The organism is Tenacibaculum soleae (assembly GCF_030549005.1).
GTDB lineage: Bacteria > Bacteroidota > Bacteroidia > Flavobacteriales > Flavobacteriaceae > Polaribacter > Polaribacter soleae.
Window position 1 is genome coordinate 233,215 of sequence record NZ_JAUOSW010000001.1, and the last position, 15,491, is coordinate 248,705.

A 15,491-nucleotide genomic window follows, 5' to 3' on the forward strand; every position below is an offset into this window, starting at 1 on the left:
CAAAATATAAAAAGTTGTTTGAATTTAAAAATCAAACAACTTTTTATATTTTATTATTGAGTTTAAAATGTTCCCCAATTTTTTAACTCTTCTTTACTCCATAAATATGGGAAAAATATTCTTCGCTGATATTTTGGATGCATATATTTACGCCAATTACTACCTCCTGTAGCTTCTAAATCCTTATCGCCACCACCTAAATATTTACCCGCAGCATTATAATGTGCCATTACCCATTTTACGTTTACGGTGTAATCATAATGACGCATTGCAGCTATTAATTCAGGATTTTTTTGAACACCCTCTGGCAATTGTTTAAATTTTGATGATAGATTACAATCCCTATAATCTTCCATAAAATCAATAAAATCGCCCATGTATTTTTTTTCGAAAAGCTTAATTAATATTGATTTTTTTCCTGTTTGATGATTTTTACCCGCTGCTTGCCAATACAAATGTTCAAAAGCATTTTTAAAAGACGAACCCCTATCAATTGTTTCCCTATAACGTGCGTCAATTAAATTAATTAACTCTGTTGATGCAAATTCTATTTTACGATATTGTGCTGATTGAAATCCGCTTGCAGGTGCCAAGGTGTTTCGAAATTTCAGGTATTGTTCTACATCCATTCCGTCTTGCATTACCGTAAAAGAATTACACAACATATCAAAATACCTACTAATACGCATTAAATGTTTCGAAAATTTATCTGCACTAATTACTTCTTCAGTTAATGAAATTTGATCAATTTCCCATAAAATCATTTTAAACAACAGTTCATTTACCTGATGATACATAATAAAAACCATTTCATCAGGCTCAGTTGTTCTTGGTATTTGCAAACCTAACAAGGCGTCTGTTTGAATATAATCCCAATAAGTTATTGGTGTACTATGCAACAACCCCTCTAACATGGTTTCTAACGGGACTCCTAATTTTTCGTATTTGTCCTCTATTGCTTTTAAAAGCGCTTCTTTATTCATTTTTATATTTTATATAAACATTATTAATTAAAATCACCATTTCTATAAGTATTATTACTTATGAAAATGGTGATTTAATGTTTCTATAATTATCCATTTAAATTATAAAGTTCCTCGTTTTTCTTGTTCTCTTTCTATAGATTCGAACAAGGCTTTAAAGTTTCCTGCTCCAAAACCACGAGCCCCCATTCTTTGAATAATTTCGAAAAATAAGGTTGGTCTGTCTTCTACTGGCTTTGTAAAGATTTGCAATAAATATCCTTCTTCATCAGCATCAATCATAATACCTAAAGATTTTAACTTTTCGATATCTTCGTTTAATTCATGACTAAATTCCTCTAAACGACCAGGAACTGATTTGTAATATTCGTCTGGTGGTGTTGATAAAAACTCTACTCCATTTGCTCTTAATTGCGACACTGTTTTTAAAATATCATCTGTTGCAACAGCAATGTGTTGTACTCCTGCACCTTCGTAAAAATCTAGATATTCTTCAATTTGCGAACGCTTTGCTGCTTTTGCTGGTTCGTTTATTGGAAACTTAATTCTACCGTTTCCGTTAGACATTACTTTACTCATTAATGCCGAATATTCTGTATGAATTTGCTTATCATCAAAAGATAAAAAGTTTTCAAACCCCATAACATCTTCGTACCATTTTACCCAAACATCCATTTGGTTCCAACCTACATTACCAACCATGTGATCAATATATTTTAATCCTGCTGATGGTGGGTTGTATTCTGATTCCCATTTTTGAAAACCTGGTAAAAATGCACCATTATAGTTTTTACGTTCTACAAACATGTGTACGGTTTCTCCGTAGGTATATATTCCTGCTCTTACTACTTCACCATGCTCATCTTTTTCAACCGTTGGCTCCATGTAAGATTTTGCTCCTCTTGAGGTAGTTTCTTCGTATGCTTTTCGTGCATCTTCTACCCAAAGTGCTACTATTTTAACACCATCACCATGTTGTACAATATGGTCGTTTATTGGCGATTTACTATTTAATGGAGTTGTTAGCATTAACTTGATTTTGTCTTGCGTTAATACATAAGATACAGAATCTGTTGCGCCAGTTTCTAATCCGCGATAAGCGTGTGACTGAAATCCGAATGCTGTTTTATAAAAATGTGCTGCCTGTTTTGCATTACCTACATAAAACTCAACATAATCTGTTCCTAAAAGTGGCAAGAAGTCTTGTGCTCCTTCAAATATTTTTTCTAAACCGTAGTTTACTGATTTTATTTCTTTTTTACTCATTGTGTTTATTTTTTTCTAGACCTCACAGATTTTAAAAACCTGTGAGGTCTTATATTTATAAATTAGCGATTCCTTTGATAAAGCATTATTTATTCAAACAAATTTAGCCCTGATTGAAGCATTTGTTTGAGCTCTTTTTTATTTTTTTTTCTAAATAAAAAAAGCGAGTGCGAAAAGCAGGAAATAGCTTCTAATAATTATTTTACTCTAACCACGATTTATAATAATCTTCATCGGCAATTTTCATGGCTTCTTCTGTAACCATTAAAGGTTTAAAAGTGTCTACCATAACTGCTAATTCTTCGGTTTTTTCTTTACCAATGCTTTTTTCGGTTGTTCCTGGGTGTGGACCGTGAGGAATACCTGCTGGATGTAATGATATATGACCTTGATCGATGTCATTTCTACTCATAAAATCACCGTCTACGTAATACAATACTTCGTCAGAATCTATATTACTATGATTGTATGGTGCTGGAATTGAATTTGGGTGATAATCGTATAAACGTGGTACAAAACTACAAATTACAAAGGTATTTGTTTCGAATGTTTGGTGCACTGGTGGTGGTTGATGTATACGACCTGTTATCGGCTCAAAATCGTGAATTGAAAATGCATAAGGAAAGTTGTATCCGTCGTAACCAACCACATCAAAAGGATGCGAAGCATAGACCATTTCTATGATCTCGCCTTGTTTTTTTACTTTGATTAAAAAATCTCCTAACTCATTATAGGTTTCTAATTCTTGCGGTCTGCGTAAATCGCGCTCGCAAAATGGCGAATGTTCTAATAGTTGCCCAAACCAGTTTCGGTAACGCTTTGGTGTGTATACTGGACTGTAAGATTCGACAATAAAAAGTCGGTTATTTTCATCATCAAAATCTAATTTATAAATAATTCCACGGGGAATTACTAAATAGTCTCCGTATTTAAAATCGATGTTTCCAAGATGTGTTCTTAATTTCCCTGTTCCTTTATGAATGAAAATTACCTCATCTGCATCGGTATTTTTATAAAAATAATCGTTGGTAGAGTGTTTTGGAGCTGAAAGAATAATATTACAATCAGAATTTGTTAAAACAACTTTTCTACTTTCTAAATAGTCGTTTTCGGGCGGAACTTGAAATCCGCGAAAACGATATGATTGAATATTATTGGCTTTGGCTATTTTTGGCGCAACAGAATATTGTTTGCGAATTTCTTTGACCATTGTTGGTCTGTGCTCGTGATAACTGTTGGTAGACATTCCGTCAAATCCAATCGTACCAAATAATTGTTCGTAGTATAAACTACCGTCTTCTTTACGAAATTGCGTATGACGTTTTGGTGGAATATTCCCTAACTTATGATAAAAAGGCATTTTGTTAATGTATTAATGAGTTAATAAATAATGTTACAATTAGCAAGAGCATAAGATTGTTACATTTTTACACTGATAAATTAGTACATTAAAACCTTATTCCGGATTGCGTTTTATCAAAAATTTTAAGTGTGATAATAAGTCTAAATACATTTGTTAGAACTTTTAGTTGCTTGTTTTACAAATATACAGAAATAAAAAAAACATTATATCTTCTTAAAATTCAAATAGTTTTATTTTTTTATTTAAATTAAGTCTAAATAAGTTTTGTATTTGTTTTCAAGTAAGGTATTTTTGTCGATAATTATTTGAATTAAATCTAAATTAAAATAAAATGCACAAAATCATACCCACATCATTGGTATTGTTTTTATTTATCACAACAACAATAATTGCTCAAAATAGCACTATTAAAGGGAACCTCTTTTCAGTAAAAAATGATGCTATACCTTCAGTTAACATAGTATTAAACTCTAATAAAAAAGGAACTATTAGTAACAAAAACGGGGCTTTTGAATTTAAAAACCTTAAAGAAGGCAACTATACAATTAATTTTTCAATGGTTGGTTTTGAAAAAAAATCAATTACTGTTAATCTTAAAAGTAACGAATCGAAAAATGTAGGGAAAATAGTTTTAAAAGAATTAATTAATCAACTAGATGAAGTTACAATTAACGGTGTAAAAAACAAATATTCTAAAAAAAAGGTTTCTAAATCATTACGCTTACAAACACCAATTAAGCAGCTACCTCAAAACATTCAAGTAGTTGGCTCAGAAATTCTACAAGACCAGCAAGTTACTAATTTATTAGAGGGTGCTTTTAGAAATGTAAGTGGTGTTAGTAATATTGAACATTGGGGACATTTTGCACGCATAAATATGCGTGGTTTTAGACTACCTGCATTTAGAAACGGTGTAAACATTCAAGACTCATGGGGACCTCTTTCTGAAGATACTTTTATGGTAGATCGCATAGAATTTGTAAAAGGGCCTTCTGGATTTATGATGGCCGCGGGTGAACCTGGTGGATTTTATAACGTAGTTACTAAAAAACCTACTGAAGAAAAAATAGGTACTATAAATGTAATGGGCGGAAGTTTTGATACCTATAGAGCTGCCGCTGATTTTGGGGGTGCATTAACTAAGGATAAGCGATTACTTGCTCGTTTAAATGTTTTATATCAAAACACTGGAAGTCATAGAAAATTTGAAAACACTGAACGTATAGGTATAGCACCTTCTTTATCATACAAAATAAGTGATAAAACCGATTTTTTAACTGAATTTTCTTATCAAAAACTAAATACACTAATTGGTGCCGCTTATATTTTTGGTCCTGTTGATAAAGGTTTTGGAAGCTTACCTAAAAACTTTACAATGATTGATAAAGGTTTTCCTGAAACCGATATAAAAGAAGTTAGTTTATTAAACAAAATAAGTCATCAATTCAACGAAAACTGGTCGGCAGAAGCAAAGTATGTTACTATGCTTTATACACAACAAGGAGCTTCAGCTTGGGCTCGAAATATTGAAGACAATGGAAATGCTATTAGATCTGTAGGTTTATGGGATGCTGTTTCTGAAAGTGAATATTTTCAATTATATACTAATGGAAAATTTAATACTGGATCAATAAGTCATAAAGTTATGGCTGGTTACGACCATACCGATAAAGAGTATTTTGCTGACTTTGGTCAAAATGGATTAATAGACACTCCTAGTGCTCCTTTTAACATCTACAACCCAACTTATGGAAACAGTGTCTTTCCAGTATTTGACAGAAGTGTTCCTTTAAAAGACCGTGCTACTTTATACACATATGGTACAAAAATTAATTCATTATACATACAGGATGAAATAGGTTTTATAAATAATAAAATAAGACTAACATTAGCTGGTAGATACACACACCTTAGTCCTAAAGGAGATAAAACGACAAAAAAAATTACGCCAAGAATTGGTATAAGTGCTGATATTACACCGCAAATTACCGCTTATGGATTGTTTGATCAATCATTTTTGGCTAACGATGCCATAGACAGTACACGAAAAAGATTTGCCCCTATTGAAGGTACCATTTATGAAGCTGGATTTAAAACCAATTGGTTAAACGGAAAAATAAATGCTTCATTAAGTGCTTATTTAATTAATAAGAATAATATAACAACTAATGATCCAACTGATACTACTCGTCAATTTAGTATTTTACTTGGTGAAATAGAATCTAAAGGATTTGAATTTGACATGCAAGCAAATATTAGTAATGAGCTTGATGTTGTGCTAAATTATGCCAATATAGATGTAAAAATAGCAAAATCAGATATTCCTAACACTGTTGGCACAAGAATGGCTGGACATGCAAAACACATAACTAATGGATGGTTAAATTATAAATTTAACAAAAACTCAACATTAAAAGGCTTTGGTGTATCACTAGGGTACCAATACTCAATTGATAGATCTTCATGGACTTGGGATGCTGATAATAATACCGAATTACCTAACTATTTTAGATTAGATGGTGGTGTGCATTGGAAAAATAACAAATTACGTGTTGCTTTAAATGTAAACAACTTACTAAACAAACACCTATACTCTGGCGCCAATTATGGTAGCTATTTATACTGGCAATCTGAACCAGGTATAAATGGTAGAATATCTTTAACTTATAATTTATTTTAATACTTATAAAAAGCATTCTTACTCTAAGAAATAATGAAACTTATACTAAAAATAACAATCCTTTTATTTACCCTTAATATCGTTGCACAACAAAACTATATTAACGGAACAATAACAGACAAGAATCAAACACCACTTACGGGCGTTAATATTTATATAAAAAGTTCAAAAACTGGCGTACAATCTGATTTTGATGGTAATTTTAAAATATTAAAAAAGCCTACTACAAATATTAATTTAACAATATCGTATATTGGGTATAAAACTAAAGAAATAACTGTTTCAGGTGATAAAAATATAAACCTAGGAACTATCGTTTTATTAGAAGGTAATGAGCTTTTACAAGAAATTGTTGTTCAATCAAGAAAAAACTCTTTTTCACGTAAAAAAACCGCTTATGTTTCAAAACTACCTTTAAAAGATATAGAAAACCCTCAAGTATACTCTACAATAACAACCGAGTTACTAGAATCTCAAATTATTACCAATTTTGATGATGCTATAAACAATGCTACAGGAATTAGTAAACTTTGGGAATCTACCGGTAGAGCGCCCGGAGAAGGAACCGGATATTTTTCAACCAGAGGTTTTGCTACACAACCTTCTTTAGTTGATGGTGTTCCTGGCTTTACTTTTAGTGCTATTGACCCTTCATATATTGAAAGAATAGAGGTGGTAAAAGGCCCTTCGGCAACATTATTTGGTAGTACTGTAACTTCATTAGGAGGGTTGATAAATGTAGTAACTAAAAAACCTTATAAAGGTTTTGGTGGAAGTGTTTCTTACACTGCTGGTTCTTTTGGTATGAACCGTATTTCAGCAGATATAAACACTCCTTTAGGTACAAATGACGATTTGTTTTTTAGATTAAATACTTCTTATTTAACACAAGATAGTTGGCAAGATGCTGGTTTTAGAAAAACCTTTTTTGTTGCTCCATCATTAACATACCGTGCAAATAATCGCTTAAATTTATCTTTTGGTATTGAATATTCTGATACAGAACAAACAAACCCTTCGATGTTATTTGTTAGAAGAGGTTTACCAATGGTGTCAAGAAATGTAAAAGATTTAGGTATAAACCCTAATAAATCATTTACTTCAAATGATATCACATTATCAAGTCCTATTTTTAATACAAGAGCTATTGCAGATTATAAAATTTCTGACCAATGGAACTCTCAAACAATTTTTGCTAGTAGTTATTCTGAAGCAAATGGATATTATCAATACATGATTGAAGGTGCTGGAGCTGCATTTTTAGTTTTACAACCTTTAGCAGCTGTACCAGGAGTAAATGATATTTTATTAGAATCACAATCTTTACTACAAAGAGATGCTTTTACAAGAATTTACGATAAACGCGATGCCAATGCAACAAAATTTAACATTCAACAAAATTTTACAGGTGATTTTAAATTGGGCGATGTTAGAAATCGTTTGGTAATTGGTTTAGATTATGTAAACAGAAATTCAAAAACAAACAACCAAAGCGGAAATCCTACTTTGGCTGCAACTCCAACATTTTCAGGAATTTTACAAACATTAACATATTTAGAAACTATCAACCATGTGCCAGCAAATACTGCGTTAGGTTTACAAGCGCAATTATCAGGATTTCCTTATTTTGATGGAATGTTTGCCGCAGATGGGACAATTATACCTAATAACTTTACCCCAAACACAAAACACACTGTTAAAAAAACTGATTTAGATGCTGTATTTAATCAAGTTCCAACGCGTGAAATAGAAACAGGTTCGTCAACTTTTGCTGTATATGCTTCTGATGTTATTAATATCTCAAAAAAATTAACTGTAAATTTAGGTTTACGTTTAGATTATTTTAATCAAAAAGGAAATAAAAATAATGATTTAGATAATTATACTAAAACAACGTTATCGCCAAATGCAGGAGTTTTATATCAACCTTTTTTAAATAAATTAAGCGTATTTGCAAATTACCAAACTGGATTTGTAAATAATAATCCTGTTGTAAATCAAGACGGAACAGTAGATACTTTTAAACCAACAAAAGCTACTCAGTTTGAAGGTGGATTTAAAACAAATTTCTTTAATGGTAAATTAAATGCAGGTATTAGTTATTATCACATTACCGTTAACGACGCTCTTAATTCTGACCCTAATGGTATTTTATTTCCAACAAGTATTGATATTGAAGAAACTGTAAGCAAAGGGCTAGAGTTTGAAATAAACACCAATCCTTTTGATGGTTTAAACTTAAGAGCTTCTTTTTCTCATAACGATAGTAAAATTACAAAGGCATATAGCAATAAAACAAAAACAGCATATGCTGCATTACAAGATAGAAGACCTGAAGAAGCAGGGCCTAAAAACATTTATAACTTTTGGGCAGATTACAAATTTTTAGAAGGTACTTTTTTAGAGAAATTTGGAGTCGGAGCAGGTTTTAACGGAGCATCAAAACATTTAATGATGAATAACGGAGTATCAGGAGAGTTTACCTTACCATCTTACACTATTTACAATGCTTCTGTTTATTACAATGCAAATAAATTTAAAGTAGGCTTTAAAGTAAATAATCTTACTGATGAAACCTATTACAAAGGATGGAGTACTATTAATGCTCAAGCACCTAGGGCATTTTTAGGTACGATACAATATAAGTTTTAAGTGCAATTTGAATTAAGTTTATATTAACCCTTGTAACTCTAAGTTTTATAAACTTAGAGTTGCTTGGCTAATAAAAGTAATATGACAACAAGTAGTTTTTTATTAATTTTTATAGGATTATTTTTTAAATACAACACCTCAAAAAAAATTGAATTAAGTAATTTAAAAAAAATAGAAACCTGGATACAAAACAACACCAAGACAGCTAATACAATAAGTGTTCTAATATTAATGGCAACACTACTATTAATGATTCGCCAGTTCGGAACAACATCGGGAGTATTATTTTGGTTATTTACGATAACACTTATTTTAAGCTTAATTATAATAATTGCACCCTTTAAAAAAATTAACTACAAACACATAACTTTTCTTTTTGCAATTTCATTTTTAATTGAAATACTATTATAACATGCCAGCTAATCCAAAATATTTAACAAAATCTCCTTTGCAAAAATTTGCAAAAATAACCGCTGGTATTATAGGTGGTTATATTATTACAGCATTAATACACATGTGCTTACCATTGTGGTTACCTAACCCAAAAGAAATAGTTATTACTTCTATTTTCACCCTTTTTATAGTGTGGTGCGCTTTATTAATTATTCCTTTTTTATTTAAAAATGGTTGGAGTGCATGGTTAGTATACTTTATAGCTACAATTTTACTTTACTGTATTTACACTATTGGAAAACAAAACAACCCCTTTATATAATGAGTAAAAGAAATTACAATGTATTTTTTAATACGCATACAGTAAGTGGTATTGTTATTAGTGTTGCTTTATATATAATTTTCTTTGCAGGAGCTTTTGCTTTGTTTAAAGATGAAATTAAAATTTGGGAAGAAGGTAACACCGTTTCACACACACATTCAAAAAACATAAATTTTGATAAAATACTGCATCAATTAAATAAAACTTATGAATTAACAGGAAGAGATCTACAAATGACTTTTGGTGAAAAAACAGACAAAATAGCTGTTTTTATGAGTGCCAGTAAAGATAGTTTAGCATCAAATAAAGGAAAAGAAAGTATTTTTTTTTATGTTGATATAAACACTCTACAAACTAAAAAATATGATGAACAATATAGTTTAGGCGAATTTTTATATCGCTTGCATTTTTTTCATCAACTACCAAGAATCGGAATATATTTGGCAGGTTTTGTTACCTTTTTCTTTTTATTTGCTATAGTTACTGGTGTTATAGTTCACTGGAAAAAGATTATTCCAAACTTTTATAGCTTTAATCCTAAAATTATTTTAAAACGAGTTTGGACTGATGCACATACTGCTTTAGGTGTTATAGGTTTACCTTTTCAATTTATTTTTGCCGTTACTGGTGTTTACTTTTCTATTAGTATCCTTGTTTTATTACCCGCTAATTTTTTGTACGAAGGAAATCAAGCTAAATTAATGGAAGATTTACGACCTATAACCAAAAATTATCAATGGGTTAAAGTATCAAATCAAAAAACACCTAGTTTTAATTATTTTGCTAAAAAAACAGCTAAAAAATGGGATAACTTTCGACTAACACGTGGATTTATAAAAAATTATGGAGGAAACTCTATGAAATACACCATTATGGGTGAATTAGATTATAAAGATCGCTTTGTTGGAACTGGTTACATAACTTTTAATCCTTATCTAAAAAAAATAGAGGCTTCCAAAGATCCTACAAAATTAAGCTATGTTGAAGATTCTCAATTTGTTTTCGGGCGTTTACATTTTGCTAATTTTGGAGGAATATTACTAAAAACCATCTATTTTATTTTAGCGCTAATTACCTGTTTTGTTATTATAACAGGTGTTTTAATTTGGATTGAAGCACGTAACAAAAAAAGCATGTCTTTAAAGCAACGATTATATACCGCAAAAGTAGGGCATATATACTTAGCTATTTGCTTATCTATGTTACCCGTTACCGCATTATCCTTTCTTTTTGTAAAATTTGCAAACGGTAATTTCGAAAATAAAAAAAGCATCATTTACCTCTTTTATTTTATAACTTGGATAGGTTTCATATTCTTTTTTCGCTTTAAAAGAAACAACTATTACACCAATAAAGTTAGTTTATTATTAGGCGCAATTTTTGGATTTATGATACCAATTGTAAATGGAATTAACTCAGGAAACTGGATATGGACTACTATTGCTAACAAACAATACGAAATACTAACAGTTGATTTACTTTGGATAATAATTTCGGTAACCGCTTTACTATGCTATTTTAAAATTAAACCCAAAGAGGCAATGCAGAGCACATTTAATAAAAATCCAATTGATTATAAAAACATCAAACATTTAAAAACTGAAACGTTTGAAAAAACTAATTTAATAACTAAAAAAGACGACAAAAATCATATACCTATGCGAACAAAAATTATTATTCTTTGGATATTTTTAGCCATTGGCTGGATAGTACACCACATATACGGGTTGTTTAATATTTATTACAACGAAACATTAATGATGGAAGGAGCAACAGGAAAAGCTCCTGTAATTCATCATATTTATCGTATTTTATTTGAAGGCATGTGCTTATTATTTGCATTATTAACCATCGAAATATCAAAAAAATGGTTTAAAATAACATCTCTTGTTTGGGCAAGCATAGCCACCTTATATAACGTATACCATTTCTTTGAAGCTATAATGCATGAATCTACTAATATTTCAGAAATTTTTATGCTTTTATTAGTTGCCATAGCTAGTATATTTTTAATTATCAATATTTACAAATGGATTAGGAAAGAAGCATAATTTGAAAAAAATTATGAAACAAGAATTTACAAAGAAACAATTAGAAGAAATTGAAAAGCAATTAAGTTGTCCTACCGGTGTTAAAGGGATAGAAATAGCGAACTCGATGAATTTAAGTAACATTAGTATGACCAAAAACTCTATTGATGCCTTAAAAATTTCAAATAGTAATCGAATTTTAGAGGTTGGTCATGGAAACTGTGGCCACCTTAAATATATATTAAATAAAGCTACTAACATTAATTACATCGGTTTAGAAATTTCTGAAACAATGATGAAAGAAGCTCTTTTACAATTGGATAAACAGCAGAGGTCTAAAAACATATCTTTTCAATTATATGATGGAGAAAAAATCCCTTTTAGAAACAATTACTTTGACAAAATATTCACTGTAAATACTCTTTATTTCTGGAAAAACCCCATTAATTTTTTAACAGAATTATCAAGAGTTTTAAAAAAAGATGGTATATGTATTATAACTTTTGCTCAAAAAAATTTTATGCAAAGTCTTCCTTTTGTAAATAACAAATTTAAATTATACTCAAACGAGAACATAAAACTATTACTAAAAAATACTGTTTTTACAATAGTTAACACACTACAAAAAACTGAACAAGTAAAAAGTAAATCTGGTAATTTAGTAAATAGAAAATATACATTAATCGTATTAAAAAAGTAAGTTAATGAATACTGTAATTGGTTTATTTTATGGCTCTGACACAGGCATGACAGAAGAAATTACGCACACTATTGTAGATGAGTGGGACGTTACTGACATTGAAGTTATAGAAATTAATAACGCTAATAGTTCTGATTTTGATAAATTTAACTTTATTATATTAGGACTCTCAACTTGGTATGATGGCGATTTACAAAGTGATTGGCAAAGTTATTTTGATGAGTTTAAAACCATTGATTTTACCAATAAAACAGTAGCCATTTATGGTTTAGGAGACCAGTATGGTTATGGGGAATATTTTATAGATGGCGTAGGTATGTTAGCTGAAGTTGTTATAGCAAACGGAGGTAATATAATAGGTAAATGGCCTACCAAAGGTTACGATTATACTGAATCGAAAGCTAAAATTGAAAATGAAGATTTATTTTATGGTTTAGCAATTGATGAAGACAATCAGCCAGAATTAACACAAGAAAGATTATTAAAATGGTTAACTATTTTAAAAAATAACTTAATAAATCAAGCTTAAATTTTTAACAAAAAACGGTTGCTCATTATTAGCAACCGTTTTATTTTTTATCACAATAATATATTGTTTTACCCCTCAGGAGCTAATTCTACCTCCAAACCGTCCATTTCTGGCTTTATTTGTATTTGACATCCTAAACGACTATTATCTTCAACATTAAATGCCTCAGCCAACATTGCATCCTCATCATCTCCCATTTCTGGTAATTCATGATCTGATTTTACATAACATTGACACGATGCACACATTGCCATACCGCCACAAATACCAATAGTTCCTTCAGGAGCTAGTTCATACGAACGTACAACCTCCATTAAATTCATAGCCATATCAGTTGGCGCAACTACTTCGTGTGTTACACCTTCTCTATCTGTTATTTTTAGGGTAATATCTTGTTCCATCTTACAAATTCATTTTTTTACGTAGTGTTTTAGCACGTTTATCTTCACCGTCATGTGTCCAACCAGGTGAATTAAATATATAATTCAATTTATCTGATAACTTATTAGCTCTTTTAACATCATTCCAAATTGCTCCATATTCGTGTGTTGCTACTTTTATAGGATTGTAGGTATTAATATTTACGGTTAATCCATAAATAGGTTTTTCTACCGCTATTAATTCTTCTGAAAAAGTACCAAATAAACGATCCCAAATAATTAAAATCCCTGCATGATTACAATCTAAATAACGAATATTTGATGCGTGATGTACTCTATGGTGTGATGGCGTATTAAAAATATATTCAATTGGTTTTGGCAGTTTATCAATCAATTCGGTATGTATAAAAAATTGATAAATTAAGCTAACTCCCATCATGGTAAACATCATTAAAGGATCAAAACCGAGTAAAGGAATCCATATCCAAAACAAAAACTTATGAGCACGTTCACCAACTCCTTGGCGTAAAGCAGTTCCTAAATTCATATATATTGATGAGTGATGTGGCACATGACCTGCCCAAAATAAACGAACTTCGTGATTTAAGCGATGAAACCAATAGTAGGCAAAATCATCGGCTAAAAACAATATAATCCACGCCCACCATTGACGACCAACAGTATCTTTTAAGGGACTTAACTCATACAAAAAGAAAAAAACAATAAACGCTACAATTTTAGGAATAAACTCAATAATTGCAGAAAAAAGCATCATCAGTAACGAAACTTTAGTATCATTCAAACTGTATTTTTCTTTTGATATTTTATATTCAATAACCATTGAAATAAAAAATATAGGTAAGACAAAATACAAAAGCTTATCTTGTGATAATTGCTGTATATAATCTGCTAATGCCAATTGTTTTAATTTTAAAGTTGTTAAAAATTTACTCAATTTTTTTTACGACAGCTTTTGGCGCTTCTTTACGTGTACCATCAAAACCGTCTACACCACCAACTGTGGTGTACTTCATTACATATTTTTTATCAGGAAAAATACGTTGAAATGCGCTTTGACACATTAAAGTAGCTTCGTGAAATCCGCATAAAATTAATTTTAATTTTCCTGGGTACGTATTTACATCTCCAATGGCATATATTCCTGGAATATTTGTTTGATAATCTAACGCATTGTTTACTTTAATGGCGTTTTTTTCAATTTCTAATCCCCAATTTGCTATGGGACCTAATTTTGGTGATAATCCAAATAATGGAATAAAATGATCTGTTTTTAAAACATATTCTTCTTCTCCTTTTTTTGAAACTACAACTCCAGTTACCTTATTTTCTCCTTCGATTCCTTTAATTTCAGCTGGAGTTATTAGTGTTAATTTTTTAACGTCTTTTAATTCTTGTACTTTATCTACAGAGTCTAAAGCACCACGAAATTCATTTCTACGGTGTACTAAAGTTACCGATTTTGCTACGTCTGTTAAAAAGATAGACCAATCTAAGGCAGAATCTCCACCTCCTGCAATTACCACATCTTTATCTCTGTAAAGTTCTGGTTCTTTTATCATATATTCTACTCCTTTATCTTCAAAGTTAGCAATATTTGGAATTGGCGGCTTACGTGGTTCAAAACTTCCTAAACCTCCTGCAATTGCTACTATTGGCGCTTGGTGCTTAGTACCTTTATTGGTGGTTACTATGAAACTACCGTCTTCTTGTTTTTCAATAGTATCAGCACGTTCACCCAAGGTAAAACCTGGTTCAAATTGTTTAATTTGCTCCATCAGTTTATCGGTTAAATCGCCTGCTAAAATTTCTGGATATGCGGGGATATCGTAAATAGGTTTTTTTGGATAAATTTCTGAACATTGCCCTCCAGGTTGTGGCAATGCATCAATTAAATGACATCGTAATTTTAGCAATCCTGCTTCAAACACGGTGAATAATCCTGTGGGACCTGCTCCTATAATTAATATATCTGTTTGTATCATTTTACTTCTAAAATTTTCTTTTTTATACTGATATTCCTGTCTTTAAAATAAAAGACAGGAATATTTTGCGTTAGTGATTGAGCGGTTTGTTTAAGCTCTTTTTAAAATATTTTTTTATATTTTAAAAAAGCGAGTAGCGAAAGCACGCTCGAACGCCCAAAAATAATAAGTTTGTAGTTGTTAAAAGCTG

13 protein-coding genes are annotated in these 15,491 nt (G+C 30.7%); 7 read left to right on the forward strand and 6 right to left on the reverse strand.

Features of this window, described 5'->3' with window-relative positions; all coding sequences use genetic code 11:
- Window positions 1-62: 62 nt before the first annotated feature.
- The 3 genes from Q4586_RS00985 to Q4586_RS00995 form a co-directional block, all read right to left on the reverse strand.
- Window positions 63-983, reverse strand: coding sequence for a tryptophan 2,3-dioxygenase family protein (locus Q4586_RS00985; RefSeq protein ID WP_068701765.1), 921 nt, complete (start codon window positions 981-983; stop codon window positions 63-65).
- 102 nt (window positions 984-1,085) lie between these two features.
- Window positions 1,086-2,249: a 4-hydroxyphenylpyruvate dioxygenase gene (gene hppD, locus Q4586_RS00990; RefSeq protein ID WP_271405659.1), complete on the reverse strand. Its 1,164-nt coding sequence runs from the start codon at window positions 2,247-2,249 to the stop codon at window positions 1,086-1,088.
- A 202-nt stretch (window positions 2,250-2,451) separates the two neighbouring features.
- Window positions 2,452-3,609 (reverse strand): homogentisate 1,2-dioxygenase, encoded by a 1,158-nt coding sequence (locus Q4586_RS00995; RefSeq protein WP_068701769.1) that lies wholly within the window; start codon window positions 3,607-3,609, stop codon window positions 2,452-2,454.
- Between the two features lie 334 nt (window positions 3,610-3,943).
- On the opposite strand from Q4586_RS00995, the gene Q4586_RS01000 reads away from it, so the two are divergent.
- From Q4586_RS01000 to Q4586_RS01030, 7 genes are all read left to right on the forward strand, one after another.
- A complete protein-coding gene (locus Q4586_RS01000) occupies window positions 3,944-6,292 on the forward strand; it encodes a TonB-dependent receptor (RefSeq protein ID WP_303525544.1) in 2,349 nt (782 codons plus the stop codon).
- Window positions 6,293-6,325: 33 nt separating this feature from the next.
- Window positions 6,326-8,944 carry a TonB-dependent receptor gene (locus Q4586_RS01005; protein ID WP_303525546.1) on the forward strand — a complete coding sequence of 873 codons (2,619 nt, stop codon included), beginning with the start codon at window positions 6,326-6,328 and terminating at the stop codon, window positions 8,942-8,944.
- 81 nt (window positions 8,945-9,025) lie between these two features.
- Entirely contained in the window at window positions 9,026-9,355 is a 330-nt protein-coding gene (locus tag Q4586_RS01010) for a hypothetical protein (RefSeq protein WP_303525547.1), read from the forward strand.
- A 1-nt stretch (window position 9,356) separates the two neighbouring features.
- Window positions 9,357-9,659, forward strand: a complete 303-nt coding sequence (locus Q4586_RS01015; protein WP_068701778.1) for a hypothetical protein — start codon at window positions 9,357-9,359, stop codon at window positions 9,657-9,659.
- Window positions 9,659-11,710 carry a PepSY-associated TM helix domain-containing protein gene (locus Q4586_RS01020; protein ID WP_303525549.1) on the forward strand — a complete coding sequence of 684 codons (2,052 nt, stop codon included), beginning with the start codon at window positions 9,659-9,661 and terminating at the stop codon, window positions 11,708-11,710. Before Q4586_RS01015 ends, Q4586_RS01020 begins: the two co-directional genes overlap by 1 nt.
- A 13-nt stretch (window positions 11,711-11,723) precedes the next feature.
- The gene (locus Q4586_RS01025) at window positions 11,724-12,389 is read left to right on the forward strand and encodes a class I SAM-dependent methyltransferase (RefSeq protein WP_303525551.1); all 666 of its coding nucleotides are present in this window, start codon (window positions 11,724-11,726) and stop codon (window positions 12,387-12,389) included.
- A gap of 4 nt (window positions 12,390-12,393) precedes the next feature.
- The gene (locus Q4586_RS01030; RefSeq protein ID WP_303525553.1) at window positions 12,394-12,918 is read left to right on the forward strand and encodes a flavodoxin; all 525 of its coding nucleotides are present in this window, start codon (window positions 12,394-12,396) and stop codon (window positions 12,916-12,918) included.
- A gap of 68 nt (window positions 12,919-12,986) precedes the next feature.
- Here the strand turns inward: Q4586_RS01030 and Q4586_RS01035 are convergent, their stop codons facing one another.
- From Q4586_RS01035 to Q4586_RS01045, 3 genes are read right to left on the reverse strand one after another with little or no spacing between them, the layout of a single operon-like run.
- Complete coding sequence (locus tag Q4586_RS01035; protein ID WP_068701784.1) at window positions 12,987-13,319, reverse strand: 2Fe-2S iron-sulfur cluster-binding family protein; 333 nt, start codon at window positions 13,317-13,319, stop codon at window positions 12,987-12,989.
- 1 nt (window position 13,320) lies between these two features.
- Window positions 13,321-14,253: a sterol desaturase family protein gene (locus Q4586_RS01040; RefSeq protein ID WP_303525556.1), complete on the reverse strand. Its 933-nt coding sequence runs from the start codon at window positions 14,251-14,253 to the stop codon at window positions 13,321-13,323.
- Window positions 14,246-15,301: an NAD(P)/FAD-dependent oxidoreductase gene (locus Q4586_RS01045; protein WP_303525558.1), complete on the reverse strand. Its 1,056-nt coding sequence runs from the start codon at window positions 15,299-15,301 to the stop codon at window positions 14,246-14,248. Before Q4586_RS01045 ends, Q4586_RS01040 begins: the two co-directional genes overlap by 8 nt.
- Window positions 15,302-15,491 lie beyond the last annotated feature (190 nt).

Bases quoted from the DNA above. Each gene is read 5' to 3' on its own strand.
- Q4586_RS01035 (WP_068701784.1), bottom strand. From the start codon at position 13,319: ATGGAACAAGATATTACCCTAAAAATAACAGATAGAGAAGGTGTAACA.
- Q4586_RS01045 (WP_303525558.1), bottom strand. From the start codon at position 15,301: ATGATACAAACAGATATATTAATTATAGGAGCAGGTCCCACAGGATTA.
- Q4586_RS01020 (WP_303525549.1), top strand. From the start codon at position 9,659: ATGAGTAAAAGAAATTACAATGTATTTTTTAATACGCATACAGTAAGT.
- Q4586_RS01025 (WP_303525551.1), top strand. From the start codon at position 11,724: ATGAAACAAGAATTTACAAAGAAACAATTAGAAGAAATTGAAAAGCAA.
- Q4586_RS00985 (WP_068701765.1), bottom strand. From the start codon at position 983: ATGAATAAAGAAGCGCTTTTAAAAGCAATAGAGGACAAATACGAAAAA.
- Q4586_RS01015 (WP_068701778.1), top strand. From the start codon at position 9,357: ATGCCAGCTAATCCAAAATATTTAACAAAATCTCCTTTGCAAAAATTT.
- Q4586_RS01030 (WP_303525553.1), top strand. From the start codon at position 12,394: ATGAATACTGTAATTGGTTTATTTTATGGCTCTGACACAGGCATGACA.
- Q4586_RS01000 (WP_303525544.1), top strand. From the start codon at position 3,944: ATGCACAAAATCATACCCACATCATTGGTATTGTTTTTATTTATCACA.
- hppD (WP_271405659.1), bottom strand. From the start codon at position 2,249: ATGAGTAAAAAAGAAATAAAATCAGTAAACTACGGTTTAGAAAAAATA.
- Q4586_RS01010 (WP_303525547.1), top strand. From the start codon at position 9,026: ATGACAACAAGTAGTTTTTTATTAATTTTTATAGGATTATTTTTTAAA.
- Q4586_RS01005 (WP_303525546.1), top strand. From the start codon at position 6,326: ATGAAACTTATACTAAAAATAACAATCCTTTTATTTACCCTTAATATC.
- Q4586_RS00995 (WP_068701769.1), bottom strand. From the start codon at position 3,609: ATGCCTTTTTATCATAAGTTAGGGAATATTCCACCAAAACGTCATACG.